The sequence below is a fragment of the Mesobacillus maritimus genome, assembly GCF_044803185.1.
GTDB classification, from domain to species: Bacteria; Bacillota; Bacilli; order Bacillales; family Cytobacillaceae; genus Mesobacillus_B; species Mesobacillus_B maritimus_B.
In genome coordinates, this window is record NZ_CP085225.1 from 1,503,938 (window position 1) to 1,519,939 (window position 16,002).

Genomic DNA, 16,002 nt, shown 5'->3' on the forward strand with positions numbered 1-16,002 from the left:
CAAAAGTAACTAAGACTTTTATCATGATTTTATGATTACATTAACGCGGTGTCAATTCTCTGCAGTGAAATTGAAGTTCCAACGTCAAGACAATCGTGAAAGGGAGAATCAACGATGAACAGTTATGAGACGCGAATAGGCATGGCTAAAAAGAAAATGGAAGAAGCTGAATACATTCTTTTAGGTGGTGGAGCAGGATTATCTGCTGCTGCGGGAATCACGTATAGCGGTAAACGATTCACGGATCATTTTGGTCCATTTATTGAGAAGTATGGGTTTTCCGACCTTTATACCTCCAGTTTTTACCCGTTTGAAACAGAAGAGGAGAAATGGGCCTATTGGGCAAAACACATCACTCTAAACCGTTATGAACTTGGGGCTACCAAGTTGTACATCGATTTATTTCAGCTAGTAAAGGATAAAAGTTATTTTGTAATCTCAACTAATGTTGAAAGCCAGTTTGTAAAAGCGGGTTTTCCATCGGATAAAGTATTTGAAATCCAGGGCGATTACAGTTACTTGCAATGTGAAAAAGGTTGTCATGACACATTATATGATAACGAACTATGGGTGAAAGAAATGATTGCGAATACCACTGATTGTAAAATCCCTTCGAAACTTGTTCCAACATGCCCTGTTTGTGGGGGCGAGATGGATGTGAATCTGCGGAAAAACCAATACTTTGTACAGGATGAGAAATGGGCTGAGTCAGATAAGCTGTACAAAAACTTCCTCCAGGAATCCGAGGGGAAGAAGGTTGTCTATCTGGAGTTGGGGGTTGGATTTAATACACCTGGAATTATTCGTTATCCATTTGAAAGAATGACGTATCACAATGAGAACGCAACGTTAATCCGATTAAATCGAGAACATCCAGAGGGCTTTGAGGAGACTGAAGGCAGAACCATTGCATTCACGGAAGACATGCAACAGGTTGTATCAGCCTTCATGCAGTAAAGGAGAAGGAACATGCCACAATTGAAATTAAAGGAATATTCATCTCTCATTCAATTAAGGGATCCATACACCCCATCATCATTTTACTTAAGCGAGAAAGAGGAATTGGTAAACGAGTTGGTAGGGACATTGTTAAAAGAAAAGGATGAACTAAAAAAGCTTGATATCCCTCGTGCTTATGCTGATAAACGAAACCTTTTAAGAGGTCTATTAAATCGAAGAGAACCCCATCCTCTTGATTCTAAGTTTCTACAAAAATTAAATTCCCTTTTACAAACGGAATCAAAAGAAAAAGGGGTGGTGGAAGGAGAACAACTCGAAACCGTTTCAGATGTCGTTCCAGATCCCCCTTTTACCCATTCAGATCAATTTATTTTGTGGCAAGGTGACATTACGCAATTAAAGGCAGATGCCATCGTAAATGCCGCAAATAAATATATGCTTGGGTGTTTTCAACCTTTACATGCCTGTATTGATAACGCCATCCACTCCGCCGCTGGCCCACAGCTAAGGGAGGACTGCGAGAGAATCATGTTGATGCAAAAGGAGTTAGAGGAAACGGGCGGAGCGAAAATCACCAGAGGATATAATTTGCCTGCAGAGTTTGTTCTGCATACAGTTGGTCCTATTGTTCCAAAAGGAACTCAACTAACTGAAGAGCAGAAGGAGGAATTAGCCTCTTGTTATCGATCCTGCTTGGAACTAGCGAATGAAATGGAGGAAATCAAAACAATCGCATTTTGTGCGATTTCAACTGGCGTGTTTGGCTTTCCAAAGCCAGAGGCTGCGAGCATTGCGGTGAGGACAGTGGATGAATGGTTAACTACCCATCCGAATTCTTTTGAACGTATCATTTTTAATGTATTTAGTAACGAGGATTACAACCAATACTTAAAAATTTTTCAAAGCTAAGATTCGTAGTAGAGGAGGACTATTTTATATGAAAGCGGTTGTATTGGAAAAACCCTGTACAGCACAGGAATTAGCTGTACGTGAAGTCCCAATGCCTAAAGTGAAGCCAGGTTGGGTGCTGGTGAAAGTCAAAGCCTTTGGCATTAATCGATCTGAGATTTTTACCAGACAAGGGGATTCTCCGTCCGTAAAACTGCCCCGAATCATTGGAATTGAATGTGTCGGGGAAATTGCGGACCCATCTGACAGTTCTTTTCAAAAAGGACAGCGGGTCGTCTCCTTGATGGGTGGGCTTGGACGTGAATTTGATGGGAGTTATGCGGAGTATGCGCTAATTCCTTCCTCTCAAGTTTATCCAATTAACAATGAGATGGACTGGATCAAGTTGGCGGCCATACCTGAAATGTATTATACAGCTTATGCGTCGTTATTCAATCATTTGATGGTGAAGAAGGAAGATGTCCTGCTCATCCGTGGGGGCACCAGTTCTGTAGGGTTAGCTGCTTTGCAATTGGCTAAAAGCATCGGTGCAACTGTAATTTCTACCACTCGCGATAAAACCAAACTTGAATCATTAAAACAACACGGTGCGGATTTTGTTTTAGTGGATAATGAAGAAATTCAATTACAGCTTTTCTCCCTTTTCCCACAAGGGGTAAACAAAATCTTAGAACTAGTGGGAACCGTCACCTTGAAAAATTCGCTGGGCATGCTTGCTGAAAAAGGGATCCTCTGCATGACGGGGATTTTAGGCGGCGAATGGGTAATCGATCATTTTGAGCCGATGATGGATCTTCCATCAGGTACGTATTTTACTCAGTTTGACAGTGGTGTTAACTTTAAAGAGAAAGTGCTAAGCGACTTATTTCAGCATATTGAACGTTTTCAGATAGAAGTACCGATTGCAAAGGTATTTACTATAGATGAAATTAGTAAGGCTCATATTTTAATGGAAAGCAATACAGCAAACGGGAAAATTGTCGTTGTGAATCCGTAATAAGTAGTAAGGAGCATAAAAATGATTGAATTTGAACAGGTTTCAAAGCAGTTTCCTGATGGTACAGCTGCCGTTAAGTCCTTTGACCTCACCATCAATCAAGGGGAATTCTTTGTTCTGATTGGACCGAGCGGCAGCGGGAAAACCACCACTCTTAAAATGATCAATCGGTTAATCGATTTATCGGATGGGACCATCTTTATTAATGGGAAAAAGATAAGTGACTATGATCTTCATGAGCTGCGGTGGAATATAGGATATGTCCTTCAGCAAATTGCCCTCTTTCCTCATATGACCATAGAAGAAAATATCGCAGTTGTTCCCGAGATGAAAAAGTGGAAGAAAGAGAAGATTGCTAGAAGAGTGGACGAGTTATTGGAAATGGTTGGATTAGACCCCAAAACCTATAAACACAGAAAGCCGAGTGAATTATCTGGCGGACAACAGCAAAGAATTGGGGTGGTAAGGGCCTTGGCCGCTGACCCAGAAATCATTCTTATGGATGAACCTTTTAGTGCTCTTGATCCAATCAGCAGAGAAAAGTTACAAGATGACATGGTAAACCTGCAAAAAGCAATCAAGAAAACCGTCGTTTTCGTGACACATGATATGCAAGAAGCACTTAAGGTAGGCGACCGCATTTGTATAATGAAAGATGGGGAAATAGTCCAAGTTGGGACGCCAAATGAATTAATTTATCATCCAATTAACGATTTTGTAAAAGAGTTTATTGGAAAGACGAACCAAAGGGAACGTCCATTTAACCTGGAAAATGTATTGTCTCCAACCCACTCTCAACCATTTGATGGGCTAAAGATTCCGGTAACAAGCTCATTGCAGGAAACCTTAGGAGCTTTGTCTGAACGAGACGAGATAGAGGTCGAAAAAGACGGGAAGATCATTGGTTTTGTCAATCGCCAAGCCATAATTCAGCATCTAGTAAATGACATGAATGAAGGTGAAAAGAGTGAATAGGTTATATGATGCCTTCTTAAATCGAAAAGACGATGTACTAGACGGTCTCATTCAGCATATCGAGATTTCCTTTATTGCTCTCTTTTTTGCGTTAGTTATTGCTGTTCCACTGGGAATTTATTTAACTAGAAAGAAGAAAGCGGCGGAGATTGCCATTGGAATCACAGCTGTGTTTCAAACGATTCCGTCATTGGCACTATTAGGTCTACTTATCCCACTTGTAGGGATCGGGACCGTCCCATCCATTATTGCCCTTGTGATCTATGCGTTACTGCCAATTTTAAGAAATATCTATACTGGCATAAAAGAAGTGGACCCGAACTTAATCGAAGCAGCAAAAGGTTTAGGAATGAATAATCGTAGACTGCTTTTAAAAGTAGAACTACCGCTTGCCATGCCAGTTATTATGGCAGGGATACGAACCGCTATGGTTCTCATCATCGGTACGGCCACGATTGCTTCTTTAATTGGGGCAGGAGGATTAGGGGATTTAATTACGGTTGGGATCAGTCGAAATGATATGGATCTCATTATATTAGGGGCTATTCCTGCGGCGCTCTTAGCTTTATTCTTTGATTTATTACTAAGACAGCTTGAAAAATTATCCTTTAAGAAAACATTGATTTCCATTGTTTCTGTGATCGTAGCAGCTTTTCTAGTAATCACCGTGTCTGCCTTTGTCCAGCCTAAACAAGCGGATGATCTAGTGATAGGCGGAAAAATGGGAGCAGAACCAGAAATCTTAATGAATATGTACAAACTCCTAATTGAAGAGCATTCTTCCCTTTCCGTGGAGCTGAAACCAAATATGGGTGGAACAACCTTTGTCTATAATGCCTTAACCTCTGGAAGTATTGATCTTTACCCCGAATTCACAGGGACAGTCATTGTTGACCTATTAAAAGAACAACCTAATAGCACGGATCGAAACGAAGTGTATGAACAAGCAAAAGAAGGATTATTAAACAAATTGAATTTAGTCTTGCTTGAGCCAATGAAATTTAATAATACCTATGCATTAGCGGTTCCTTCTTCACTAGCAAAGAAACATAACCTTAAAAACATTTCTGATTTAAAACCGCTTGAAGGAATCATGAATGCAGGCTTCACGCCAGAATTTCCAGAACGTGAAGACGGATACCTAGGGATTCAAAAACTTTATGGTATTCAATTCACGACGGTAACGATTATGCAGCCTGAACTAAGGTACGCAGCTGTTAATTCAGGAGAGATTAATGTAGTAGATGCCTATTCAACGGATAGTGAAATCCAACGATATGATCTTACGGTATTAGAAGATGACTTGCATTTATTTCCTCCTTATCAAGGAGCACCTTTATTAAAGAAAGAGACAGTAGAAAAGTATCCAGAGTTAGCAGGAATTTTAAATAAACTATCGGATAAAATTACCGATGATGAAATGAGAAAAATGAATTATGAAGTGGCTGTAGAGAAGGAAAAGGCGAACAGTGTTGCTAAAGAGTTTTTAGAACGAAAGCATTTACTTAACAATGATTAAGGCTTGCTAAACATGAAACTTCATAGGAGCTTTTCTCTTGATGTCATTCACTTGTAAGAGGGGAGCGACGGTTATGGGGATTGAAATAAAAGAAATACAAGCTAAGAAGATTCTTACGGAAGCAAAAGGATATTTGGATGTTGGGTTCACACATTCATTAAACCCGTACAGCGGTTGTTCGTTTTCATGTCGATACTGCTATGTGAGAGAAATGCCGATTCAAAAGTTTAAAGATCTTCCCTGGGGAGAATGGTTGGACATCAAGACAAATGCGGCAGAAAATTATCGGAAAGAAATCATAAAACTACGAGAAAAAAACAAACCGGTGAAAATATTTATGTCCTCGGCAACAGATCCATACCAACCGATGGAACGAAAAACTAACATCGTCCAGGGGATATTGGAAGAGATGATGGAGCATCCACCTGATTATCTGCAAATTCAAACACGAAGCCCATTAATCACCAGAGATATTGATTTGATCGTCAACCTAAAGGAAAAATGTAAAGTCCTAGTATCGATGACGATTGAAACAGACAGGGAAGACGTCAAGCAAGTTTTTGCTCCATATGCACCAGGAATCAACTTGCGATTAAAAGCTTTAAAAGAAGTTCATGAAGCGGGAATCATGACCCAAGCTTCAATCTCACCTGTTTTGCCTTTCACCCCTGGTTTTCCGAAAGTATTGGAGGGAATTGCGGACCATATTTGGATTGATACCTTATCGATTGGGGATGGGGCGATGGGCAAACGTTCTGCGAGATTAGGAATGCCAAAATTATTTGAGAAACATGGACATTTAAGATGGTATGAAAAGAATCTACATATAAAAGTGGAGAAATATTTTAAGAAATATTTTTCTAGTGATAGGGTACGAGTTTCTAAACAAGAGGCATTCCTAGAATAAGACGACCATTTAAAAATCTACTATTAAAAGAAGTTCCAAAAACTGGAATAGACCATCAAAGTTTATTATGAAGACAAACAACAGGTTTACAAATAATTCGTTAACATTGAAAGGGAAGATGAGAAAATGAAATTTGATACTACTAAAACAGCTTTATTAATTGTTGACTTACAGAATGACAATTTGTCAAAAGGCGGTAAGTTTGAAAATTCAGGATCTGTCGAGCATGCTGAAAAACAAAATGTTGTTGAAAATATCAAAGCTATTGCAGAAACAGCAAGAAAGGTAGGAATTCCTGTTTTCCATAATCACTTTGTCGTTGAAAAGGGTGCAAAAGGAATTGGGAATAGAGCTCCAATCTTTAGAGCCATTGCTGAAACAGGAAGTATCGTGAGAGGAACTTGGGGAGCTGCACCAGTTGACGGGGTAGAGCCAAAAGAAGGCGATTTTATCATCGAAAAGTCTCGTATGAGTTCGTTTAACGGCACTCCATTAGACACGTTATTACGAGGATTAGGCATTGAAACGATCATCGTTACAGGTGTTTGGACAAATATGGCCGTTGAGCATACATGTAGAGATGGCGCAGATCATGGATATCATGTTGTCATTGCAACAGACGGAACTTCAACCATTAGTGAAGAATGGCAAGAAGCGGCATTAAACTATGCAATGAACAACATTGCCACAAATATGACGACAGAAGAGATTGTAAGCAGTATGTAGTAGATTCATATTGATAGAAAGAGCTAAGACCGAAGAGGTGTTGAAATTCCATCAGTCTCAGCTCTTTTACTAGGTGTACGCTTGTATATAACCTAATCTAAAATATGGGCGCCCAAAACAGCTAATTTTAATTCAGCGGTTAAATATAGTTTTTCTCCCAAAGCGGAAATTCATTTTCAAACTGTTCATAAAATGACAAATGAAACGCGAGAACGTCCCTGTGTTTGTATTGAGATGACTCCTTCGAAATAATGGGGAAGCAAACATCGGTTTGAACATTGGAAAAGAAACATTATTCTGTTTTTCAGTAGCCAAACAATATCGATTTTAGGTTCCGCATTGGTTCAATATGCGATGATGTGGCATATCACGCTTAGTACAGAGTCAGATGATGCCAATAGGTATGCTAGTTTTCGGTCCATTGGCCGATGTGATCAAAGTCGAATGGCTACTGGTTGGAACAGGCGTATTGATCCTCATCCTTTCACTTTTCTTAGGTGGAAACAAAGTATTGCTGGAAACAGGGAAACCAGTAGTAGAGGAACCAGCTAAGTAGGAATAACTTACGTTTTATATTCATATAAGAAGAATACAAAAAGCCTCAGAGTATTTGCTCTGGGCTTTTTACTTTATGGCGAAAAGGTGCCTGGCCCCCAGCATGATAAAGCATTAACGCTTTAGTAAAGCGGGGGACGGCCCTTTTTTTATTTTTCCGCCCCAGAGCCTTTTGGGACAAGGAACTTGTGTCTTCTAAGCATGGTGCATTTAGCTTCAATTAATGGTTGGGTAATCATCCGAACGTATTTAGTACTCAAGACCCAAACAATTGCCAGACTAACGAATGCTAGCACGATTACATCGACTACTGTGCTAATTTTAAAAAGATCGTTTTGTCTAAAAAAGTGAATGAAAATCCCGTGTAACAGGTAAATATAAATGGTTTTTTGTCCAATATTCGTAAAGATTGTCTCTTTGGTCGGAATCCATGTAAAGAAACACATCGTCATAAGGAAGGACACAAGATAGATTCCTAATCGAATAACTCCCCCAATCTCCGGATGTCCAATTGATTGGTAAGATTTTGACGCAAGTAGCCAATCAACTGAAAAGGAGGGGGCAAATAGTAAACCGACAGCTACTAAGAACATGGCTGTAAAAGAAAAGATTTTCATCTTATTTGTCATTAGTTTTTCTAAATTTTCTTGCTTTATCCAATACCCAACTAGAAAAAATGGGAAGAAAACGATGGTTCTAGATAGGCTGAATGTATGTCCCACGGGGTCAATATATCCCACAATCACTCCAAGTGCAATCGTGACTGGCACACCTTGCAGTGGGGTAAGTTTTTTGAAGACAATTAACAGTAAATGCCAACAGAATAAACTAATGAGAAACCATAATGACCAGCGCGGGTTAAAAATAGTCAGTTGCCAACCAGTAACACCTATCAATAAATAGTACAACGTGTAGAATAAATGAAAGATCAGATAGGGTAATAATAACTTCTTCGATAAATTTTTAATATATGATTTTTTCAAAAATCCCTTGGCAAAAAATCCACTTAGCATAATGAAAGCCGGCATATGAAACAAGTAAATCCAGTGATAAAGGACTTCTACCGCTTTTACGTCCGAAGTAAATGGTTGAATGACATGCCCAAAGACGACTAAAAAAATCAGATAGAACTTCGCATTGTCAATTAAGGGGTCCCGATTCATATTGCTCACCTCATTTTTAACTTATTCCATTGTTCCACATTTGAGGTTGGAGTTAGTGCAGTGTTTATAAATTGTAATTTGAGCTTTAATATTTTGTTATATTATTCATTAGATTGTAAAAAATAGCTGTAAGAAATTGCTTCTGGACTTATGGAAGGAAGAGAGGTAATTCCAAAGACAAACCTTTTTGATGTTGTGGGGAAAAATCATTCATGGGGAATTAAACCGGTAAGCGTTGTAAGGTTTCCAATAGAAAATTCTTGATATCCCTATAACTAGAGTGATAAAATTTCTAAATCAGTGTGTAGAGATATTGGTCCTTTTGCAGACCAAAAATATATGTCGCATGATACGTCTGCCGTCTGAAATATATTTTTGGAGATGACGATTATGCAGGGCGAAACAAGATTACCTAGAAACGGAAGAGAATTTATTGTATTTTTAGCAATCGTTTCAATTCTTTCAGTCAATACGATTGCACCTCTTATTATGGGATTTGAATTTGGGTTTAGTAAAGAGGTGCATCTAAACACTTTGAAAGTGATTCCGTTTGTCTGGCTTTGTGTGATGTATTGGTTCCTTTCGTGGTGAACCCGATTGTGACGAAGTTGGTTGCGAAGTTCACGTCCCCAACGGATGGATTTAATGCGCGAGTACTCTTCACAATTTTGTTCAGTGTAACGATCCTATCCGTCCTTTTAACAATTATCGGCTCATGGATTGGGATGAAACAAATTAGTTTGGAGCCATTCCAAACATTCTTCTACGACTGGCCACGTAACTTTTTCATCGCCTTTTGGATTGAAATGCTGCTAGCACAGCCAATCGCTCGATTCGCCATGAAAAAAATGCATGCAGTCCAGGCACGTAGTACGGTCAATGCTTAAAAACGAATTACGGAAAAAGAAATCTGACTGGTTTATAAAAATCAGCCGGATTTTTTATGCCTACTTATGTTTAAGTTCGTTTGTAAAAACATATCCTAGAGGATAGGGGGATTAATTCCCTCAGGCAATTTGCATTCGAGAATTTTTTTTGTTATTATTTGGAAGAATTATTTTTGTTTGTTCGTAGGGCTTGATAAAGTGTTAAAACTTTTGCCTGAAGATCCAAACAAGGATAGTACAACACAATGCGTGCAATGCACCAAGGAGGAAATAGTTTAATGGAACAAGGTACAGTAAAATGGTTTAATGCAGAAAAAGGCTTCGGATTCATTGAGCGTGAAGGAGGAGACGATGTATTCGTTCACTTCTCAGCTATCCAAGGCGATGGCTTCAAGTCTCTCGACGAAGGCCAAAAGGTAACGTTTGAAGTAGAACAAGGTCAGCGTGGACCTCAAGCTACGAATGTTCAAAAGGCATAATAACCCAAATAGATAAAAAAGACTCTCATTGCAGAGTCTTTTTTTATGGAAAACGCACAAAAAACCCCGTTCAATAAAATGAACGGGGTTTTTGCAAACAATAAAGCAAATGGTAGACAAAGTATAGCATAAGTTGTTTGTTATTCCAAATTTTTCCTCGATATATATTTTAGAGAAGAATTCCTTTTATTTGAAACTTTTCATTCGCCATTTTCGACATTACTAGATGATAACCGACATTTTGGATGGCGCTCTTATTTTTTCTAAATGGTTCGTATGTTATAGAGGCTGCGCTTTCTGTAGATTTATTGCCACAATACTGTCATTTCTTCTGTGTCTTTATTAATGGTAATTTCTACCTATTTTTTAATCTCTCAGCATAATAATTCCTTTTTCGGCCTTTAGCCTTTTTTGTAGGACGATTTTTGTTATATCTTTTCCGTTTAGACAAAATATTTATAATATTTTGTCTATAATAACGTTGGTCTAATAGAATTTGGGGAAATTGGGAGGTGCAGTAACTTTATGAAAAAGAAAAAAAGCTGGATAAGGAATGTGATGGTGGCAACAGCGATGGCTGGCTTAGGATTCTCTGTTGTAGCACCGGGGTTTAGTACTCCAACTACAGCAGTTGGACAACCTGATCTGCCGTTACCTAAGGAGGAAAGTGTGTCTGTCGTTCAGTTGGAGATTCCAAATGAACAGGCCGTGGAAAAGCTGCTGGAATTGGGGGTTGACTTAACCCATAGAATTCATGAACATGACGGCAAGTTAGAGGTAGATGCAGTCGTGACTCCATCCGAGGTTGCGAAACTAAAGGCGCATGGAATTCATGTTAAAGACACTCTGATAACAGAACAGCAATGGAATGCGCGAGTAAAGGAAAGAGAATCGGTGTCTCAATTGCAATCTAGCTTAGCGGCTTCCGAGGATACCATTAAGATTCTTCGGGCAAGCCATTATACAAATCAGTCAGACACATTCCTTTATGTGGAGGCGAAAACTAGTGCTGGAGATTCAGCTAGTACAGCGCTAACAGCAACATGGACTGAGAATGGCGAAGAAAAAAGTGCTACGCTTAGAAGATTTGTAGATTACGGAGAGTATATCTATCACCATTTCGAGGTACCTGTAAGTGCCATTCCTTCTTCGGTGAAAATTGAAAGTAATCTTGGGGGGACTGCAACTAGTTCGGTAACAGAGTGGTTAGGTGCGGACAAGCCGGGAAACCCAAACAAACACTATGTAACCGATTTTATTGATCATTATATGGACCCTGCAGAGCTATATGAAAGAGCCGAGAAACTGGCTGAAGAGTTTCCAGATTTGGTTGAAATTATTGAAATGCCAAATCAGACAAATGGATACAGACGATTGGCTCAAGCAACAATTGGAAGCACCACCAATACTGCTGTTGTTGTCTCTTCACAGGCATGGGGACATGAGGGTGGAAATGATATAACTATAGAATTTGAAAATCCAGGAACGGAAAACGCTGATCTTGAGGTGAGTGTAGAAGGCAAGAATGTGTTAGTGGAACTCGCTACCGACGGGGAAGGAAAAGTTACTAGTACAGCTGGGCAGGTGGTTAATGCACTAAATAGCGGTGCAAGTGGCCTCATTACTGCGACTACATATCGTGGGAATGCAGGCGCTGGAGTAGTACAAGAAAATTCGGCCCAATTAACAGATAATTTAAATGCTCCGGAAAACATTTCACGTGAACCGATGACAGTCAAAGCCATCCGTATCGGTAAACACCGTGATGGTTCTAAGCCTGGTGTTCTAGGTTACGCACAGGAGCATGCTCGTGAGTGGGTTACTCCACTAGTTACAATTGAGACAGCAGAGCGCTTGCTTCGGAACTATGCACATGATGGTGAAACGAAGCAGTTGGTTAATAACCTAGATATCTTCCTTGTGCCTTCGGTGAATCCTGATGGAGCGAACTACAGTTTTTATGATTTCAATATGCAACGTAAAAATATGACCAATCACTGTGGGCCAACACTATCAGATTCAGGAGTCCGTAATAATTGGGGCGTCGACCTTAACCGTAACCACTCTGTAGGCTCAGCGTTTGATGGCTTTGTAGGAGCTTCAACAACAAACTGTACAAGTGGAACGTATGCTGGTCCTGAAGAAAACTCAGAGCCAGAGGCAAGAAATCTAGTTTGGCTTGCTGACCAAAATCCAAATATAAAATTTGCCATGAACATCCATAGCTATGGTGGATATTTTATGTGGTCTCCTGGCGCTTATGATCCAAACCGTACAACATTGCCACGTCCATCAGCGGGGGAAGAGGCATTTTACTGGGCTGCTTCAGATTTAATTTTAAATGACATTCAAGACCATCGAGGAACGGTAATTCTGCCAAGTCGCACAGGTCCAATTCCAGATGTTCTCTATTCGGCTGCGGGAAATTCTGCTGATTACCTCTGGTATGAAAAAGGCATTTACGCATGGAACTTTGAGGTGGGTGCTGATTTATGGGATAAAGAAGCAAAGAGATGGAGACCAGTTGGATTCCAACCTTCATTTGAAGAAGGTCATGAGGAAGCAATGGAATTCGCCAATGGGTTAATCGGACTAATGAAAGTAGCTTATAATAATTCAAAAGACAAACAGCCGCCATCCACAAAGGCTAATCCAGGTACAGGTAAATTCTCGGGACCTGTAGAGGTTGCGTTTGAAACAAGTGAAGCCGCTACCATCTACTATACACTGGATGGAAGCCGTCCAACCTTTGAATCAACAAAGCTACAATTGGCCGGAACCCGTGAACCATCAGAAACTTTAAAAGTCGATACGACCACGACGATTAATTGGTTCGCAGTGGATGCTGCCGGTAACATTGAGAAAAACTACAATCCAATAGGCAAGTCGTCGCAGAACTTTAACTCAGCAACGATAACGATTAAGTGAATATGAAAAAGGGAGGCACCCAAAAATTTGCTGGGTGCCTTTCCTTTTTATCCTCTTAACCTCATACCCAACCACAAGGGAATCTTCCTAAATTCTTAGGAAGCTTGTAAGATATCAATCAAACGTTTAATTAAACCTATATCCCCATCTGCCAATGCTTTAGGCACTTCAATTACACGTTTAATTTCTATTCAATACAACTAATCTTAAACAAGAAATATCAAGTGGCCTGCTTGTCTTAAGAAGCGAGTGAACTATCCTCTTTCTTCCGGGCTTTTTCTTCCCAAAAGTCGGCACCTTCTATTCCGAGTTTGGCGGGTTTAAAAACAGGGTCTTTGTTGGCTTTTTTCTGTCTAGCATAGTCTTTTAACACTTGGAGAGCGGGTTTGGTAAGAAATAAGATGGCGGTTAGGTTGATCCATGCCATCGTTCCCATTCCTAGGTCGCCCAATGCCCAGACAACATCTGCTGTCCGAATACAACCATAAAATGTCGCAACCAATAAGGTGATTTTTAGGATATAGCTTGGCCAGCTTGATTTTTTGAGTTTGTTACCGATTAGATAAGCAAGATTTGTCTCTGCCTTATAGTAATACGATAAAAGAGTGGTAAAGCAGAAGAAAAATAAAGAAATCGCCATAAAGCCTAATCCGAAGGTCGGTAAAGCAGATTCTACGGCGAGCTGAGTGTAAATAGAAGGCTCAGTATCTCCTAGCCTCTCGGTAATTGGAGCCATCCCTTCAGGCTTCACATCATACATTCCAGTAATCAGAATCATGAAAGCGGTTGCTGGACAGATGATCAAGGTATCGATATAAACAGAAAAGGACTGGACTAAACCTTGTTTTGCAGGGTGGGATACTTCCGCTGCACCCGCTTCAAAGGTTTCACTGCCGATACCGGCTCCGTTTGAATAGACTCCTCTTTGTACTCCCCAGGCAACAGCTGAACCCATTAACCCACCAAAAGTCGAATTTAAGTTAAAGGCACTGGTAAAAATTAACGAAAGAATTTCAGGGATTAGGGTGAAATTCATGCTGAGGATAAGAACACAAACTAGTATGTAACCAATCGCCATAAAAGGAACGATAATTTCGGCCGTTTTCGCAATCCTCTTGACACCGCCAAAAATAATAAACCCAAGCAGTGTAATGATGACGATACCTGTTACTTCTGGCGACAGCCCAAAGGCGTTCTCCATGGTTAAAGCCACTGTATTTGCCTGAACCCCCGGCCATAAATAACTCATAACAACTAATGTTAAAACAGCGGACACAACAGCAAACCCTTTTAGTTTTAAACCTTTTTCGATGTAAAAAGGGGTGCCTCCTCGGTACTTCCCGTTTATTTTCCTTTTGTAGACCTGAGAAAGAGTCGTTTCAACAAAAGAGGTCGCACTTCCTAAAAGGGCTGCAATCCACATCCAGAAGACAGCACCAGGACCCCCGAAAGCGATGGCCGTCGCAACACCTGCTATATTTCCGGTCCCAATCCTACTTCCCAATGACATCGCAAGTGCTTGAAAGGAACTAACACCGGCTTTAGATCCACCTCGTTTAAAGGTTAGTGATAACATGTCCTTCATGTATCTGACTTGGACAAACCTTGTGAGAAGGGTGTATAGCAATCCCAATCCTAAAAAAGCATAAACTAATGCAGAACTCCAAACATATCCATTCAGCCAATTTACTAAATCTCCCATAAAAACTCCTTTCATGGTAAATTTATTTATTTCGTTCTTGTCATTGTTTTTTTTCTTTACTCCCTCCTTATAGCCTTTCGAAGCTTTCCAACACAGTTCGGGAAACTTCGAATTTTCAGTTATCTACTTTTCTAGCATAACAAACAAAAATCAAAGTTTCCAATCAGTCACCTTCAGGCAAACGGTTTGTAAATCAATAGAATAGGAGATTTTCGCAACAGGGTGGGGGTGATTCTGCTCTTTTATTTTTCAGGAAATCGGTAAAATGAGGGGATATTTGACAAGTTTTGCGTTTTTTTGTTGGTGCTTTTTGGGATGAAAAGGAAGTGGCCTTCAACTAGAAAGTGACTGGCACCTTCAAGACAAGTGGGACAATGTACCTGTCCCCTTGTCCCAAAAAAAGCTACCTATACATTGTAAATTTGTGATAAAATTTTTTGATAGGTATGTCGAAAGGTGTCGAAAATATGGATAAAGAAACAATCATTTTTTTGCATGGGATTGTTGGGAATAAGAATGCTTTTAAAATGGAAATGGAAACGTTAAAGAGTCGGTATAACTGTTTTGCCTATGATTTTTACAATCCCGATGATTTAGCGGATAGTGACTTTTCTTTAGAGTTTTTATTGGATCAGCTTTATGCGCATTTTATAAACGAAAATATAGAAAAAGCTCATTTATGTACCTTAAGCTTTGGGTGTATTGTTGCTAGTGCTTTTGCGAAAAGGTACCCTAGTATGGTGATGAGTATGACGTTTGTGGGCGGCTATTTATGCAAGGTTCCGGCGCAATATCATCGGAATGTGGCACATGTGTTGGAAGTGAAAGAGCGATGGGAATATGACAAGTGGATTCAATATTGTGCAAGCCTGCTCAATCCCAATTCAGTATTTCTTGCGGAAGACTCGGAAAAAATTTACCAAACCTATGCTTTGCAATTGGAATCAGGTATCTTTGAGCAAGCTTTGCGCATCCAGCTTGAGTTTGATTCACAATCTGCGTTAGCTGGAATTAATCTTCCTATTTTATGGGTGATGGGGGAATATGATGAACTGTTTAAAAGCACCCTGACATCGTTACATCAGTTGATCCCGCATGTTGAATATCGGGAACTGAAGAATGCAGGACATGCGGCCCATGCTCACCAGCATGATCAGTTTATGAGTGTCTTTCAATCCTTTCTGAAAAGAAATAGGTCTACGCAGACCGTGTTGGTGCATAGGCAATGACCTGTTTTCAAGATAATTTCTGACCCGTTAGTATTTCTAATTTATTGGACTATAACATTTCTAAAA

General features: G+C 39.9%; 15 protein-coding genes. 13 read left to right on the top strand and 2 right to left on the bottom strand.

What is annotated here, in order from left to right; all coding sequences use genetic code 11:
- The first annotated feature begins 114 nt into the window (after positions 1-114).
- The 8 genes from LG336_RS07240 to LG336_RS07275 all read left to right on the top strand — a co-directional run bounded on the left by LG336_RS07240 (position 115) and on the right by LG336_RS07275 (position 7,549).
- Complete coding sequence (locus tag LG336_RS07240) at positions 115-957, top strand: Sir2 silent information regulator family NAD-dependent deacetylase (RefSeq protein ID WP_404331898.1); 843 nt, start codon at positions 115-117, stop codon at positions 955-957.
- A 12-nt stretch (positions 958-969) separates the two neighbouring features.
- Positions 970-1,869, top strand: a complete 900-nt coding sequence (locus LG336_RS07245) for a protein-ADP-ribose hydrolase (RefSeq protein ID WP_404331899.1) — start codon at positions 970-972, stop codon at positions 1,867-1,869.
- 28 nt (positions 1,870-1,897) lie between these two features.
- Positions 1,898-2,866 (top strand): zinc-binding alcohol dehydrogenase family protein, encoded by a 969-nt coding sequence (locus LG336_RS07250; protein ID WP_404331900.1) that lies wholly within the window; start codon positions 1,898-1,900, stop codon positions 2,864-2,866.
- A 21-nt stretch (positions 2,867-2,887) separates the two neighbouring features.
- The gene (locus tag LG336_RS07255) at positions 2,888-3,841 is read left to right on the top strand and encodes an ABC transporter ATP-binding protein (protein WP_404331901.1); all 954 of its coding nucleotides are present in this window, start codon (positions 2,888-2,890) and stop codon (positions 3,839-3,841) included.
- Positions 3,834-5,360: an ABC transporter permease/substrate-binding protein gene (locus tag LG336_RS07260; RefSeq protein ID WP_404331902.1), complete on the top strand. Its 1,527-nt coding sequence runs from the start codon at positions 3,834-3,836 to the stop codon at positions 5,358-5,360. Before LG336_RS07255 ends, LG336_RS07260 begins: the two co-directional genes overlap by 8 nt.
- A 73-nt stretch (positions 5,361-5,433) precedes the next feature.
- Positions 5,434-6,267: an SPL family radical SAM protein gene (locus tag LG336_RS07265; RefSeq protein ID WP_404331903.1), complete on the top strand. Its 834-nt coding sequence runs from the start codon at positions 5,434-5,436 to the stop codon at positions 6,265-6,267.
- A 126-nt stretch (positions 6,268-6,393) separates the two neighbouring features.
- Positions 6,394-6,993 carry a cysteine hydrolase gene (locus tag LG336_RS07270; protein ID WP_404331905.1) on the top strand — a complete coding sequence of 200 codons (600 nt, stop codon included), beginning with the start codon at positions 6,394-6,396 and terminating at the stop codon, positions 6,991-6,993.
- Positions 6,994-7,396: 403 nt separating this feature from the next.
- A complete protein-coding gene (locus LG336_RS07275) occupies positions 7,397-7,549 on the top strand; it encodes a hypothetical protein (RefSeq protein ID WP_404331906.1) in 153 nt (50 codons plus the stop codon).
- Between the two features lie 148 nt (positions 7,550-7,697).
- Here LG336_RS07275 and LG336_RS07280 read toward each other — a convergent pair whose 3' ends face one another.
- Complete coding sequence (locus tag LG336_RS07280) at positions 7,698-8,711, bottom strand: acyltransferase family protein (protein ID WP_404331907.1); 1,014 nt, start codon at positions 8,709-8,711, stop codon at positions 7,698-7,700.
- 390 nt (positions 8,712-9,101) lie between these two features.
- Between LG336_RS07280 and LG336_RS07285 the strand changes: the two genes are divergently transcribed.
- The 4 genes from LG336_RS07285 (at position 9,102) to LG336_RS07300 (ending at position 13,005) form a co-directional block, all read left to right on the top strand.
- On the top strand, positions 9,102-9,302 hold the full coding sequence (locus LG336_RS07285; protein WP_404331908.1) for a hypothetical protein: 201 nt from the start codon (positions 9,102-9,104) through the stop codon (positions 9,300-9,302).
- A gap of 8 nt (positions 9,303-9,310) precedes the next feature.
- Positions 9,311-9,598 (top strand): hypothetical protein, encoded by a 288-nt coding sequence (locus tag LG336_RS07290; RefSeq protein WP_404331909.1) that lies wholly within the window; start codon positions 9,311-9,313, stop codon positions 9,596-9,598.
- Positions 9,599-9,876: 278 nt separating this feature from the next.
- Positions 9,877-10,077: a cold-shock protein gene (locus LG336_RS07295; RefSeq protein WP_404331910.1), complete on the top strand. Its 201-nt coding sequence runs from the start codon at positions 9,877-9,879 to the stop codon at positions 10,075-10,077.
- 525 nt (positions 10,078-10,602) lie between these two features.
- Positions 10,603-13,005 (top strand): M14 family metallopeptidase, encoded by a 2,403-nt coding sequence (locus tag LG336_RS07300; RefSeq protein WP_404331911.1) that lies wholly within the window; start codon positions 10,603-10,605, stop codon positions 13,003-13,005.
- A 238-nt stretch (positions 13,006-13,243) separates the two neighbouring features.
- Here the strand turns inward: LG336_RS07300 and LG336_RS07305 are convergent, their stop codons facing one another.
- Positions 13,244-14,707: an alanine/glycine:cation symporter family protein gene (locus LG336_RS07305; RefSeq protein WP_404331912.1), complete on the bottom strand. Its 1,464-nt coding sequence runs from the start codon at positions 14,705-14,707 to the stop codon at positions 13,244-13,246.
- 467 nt (positions 14,708-15,174) lie between these two features.
- Here LG336_RS07305 and LG336_RS07310 point away from each other — a divergent pair, with 467 nt between their 5' ends.
- A complete protein-coding gene (locus LG336_RS07310; RefSeq protein WP_404331913.1) occupies positions 15,175-15,936 on the top strand; it encodes an alpha/beta fold hydrolase in 762 nt (253 codons plus the stop codon).
- Positions 15,937-16,002 lie beyond the last annotated feature (66 nt).

Coding starts and splice junctions, on each gene's coding strand:
- LG336_RS07240 (WP_404331898.1), top strand. CDS start 115: ATGAACAGTTATGAGACGCGAATAGGCATGGCTAAAAAGAAAATGGAA.
- LG336_RS07245 (WP_404331899.1), top strand. CDS start 970: ATGCCACAATTGAAATTAAAGGAATATTCATCTCTCATTCAATTAAGG.
- LG336_RS07250 (WP_404331900.1), top strand. CDS start 1,898: ATGAAAGCGGTTGTATTGGAAAAACCCTGTACAGCACAGGAATTAGCT.
- LG336_RS07255 (WP_404331901.1), top strand. CDS start 2,888: ATGATTGAATTTGAACAGGTTTCAAAGCAGTTTCCTGATGGTACAGCT.
- LG336_RS07265 (WP_404331903.1), top strand. CDS start 5,434: ATGGGGATTGAAATAAAAGAAATACAAGCTAAGAAGATTCTTACGGAA.
- LG336_RS07270 (WP_404331905.1), top strand. CDS start 6,394: ATGAAATTTGATACTACTAAAACAGCTTTATTAATTGTTGACTTACAG.
- LG336_RS07275 (WP_404331906.1), top strand. CDS start 7,397: ATGCTAGTTTTCGGTCCATTGGCCGATGTGATCAAAGTCGAATGGCTA.
- LG336_RS07280 (WP_404331907.1), bottom strand. CDS start 8,711: ATGAATCGGGACCCCTTAATTGACAATGCGAAGTTCTATCTGATTTTT.
- LG336_RS07285 (WP_404331908.1), top strand. CDS start 9,102: ATGCAGGGCGAAACAAGATTACCTAGAAACGGAAGAGAATTTATTGTA.
- LG336_RS07295 (WP_404331910.1), top strand. CDS start 9,877: ATGGAACAAGGTACAGTAAAATGGTTTAATGCAGAAAAAGGCTTCGGA.
- LG336_RS07300 (WP_404331911.1), top strand. CDS start 10,603: ATGAAAAAGAAAAAAAGCTGGATAAGGAATGTGATGGTGGCAACAGCG.
- LG336_RS07305 (WP_404331912.1), bottom strand. CDS start 14,707: ATGGGAGATTTAGTAAATTGGCTGAATGGATATGTTTGGAGTTCTGCA.
- LG336_RS07310 (WP_404331913.1), top strand. CDS start 15,175: ATGGATAAAGAAACAATCATTTTTTTGCATGGGATTGTTGGGAATAAG.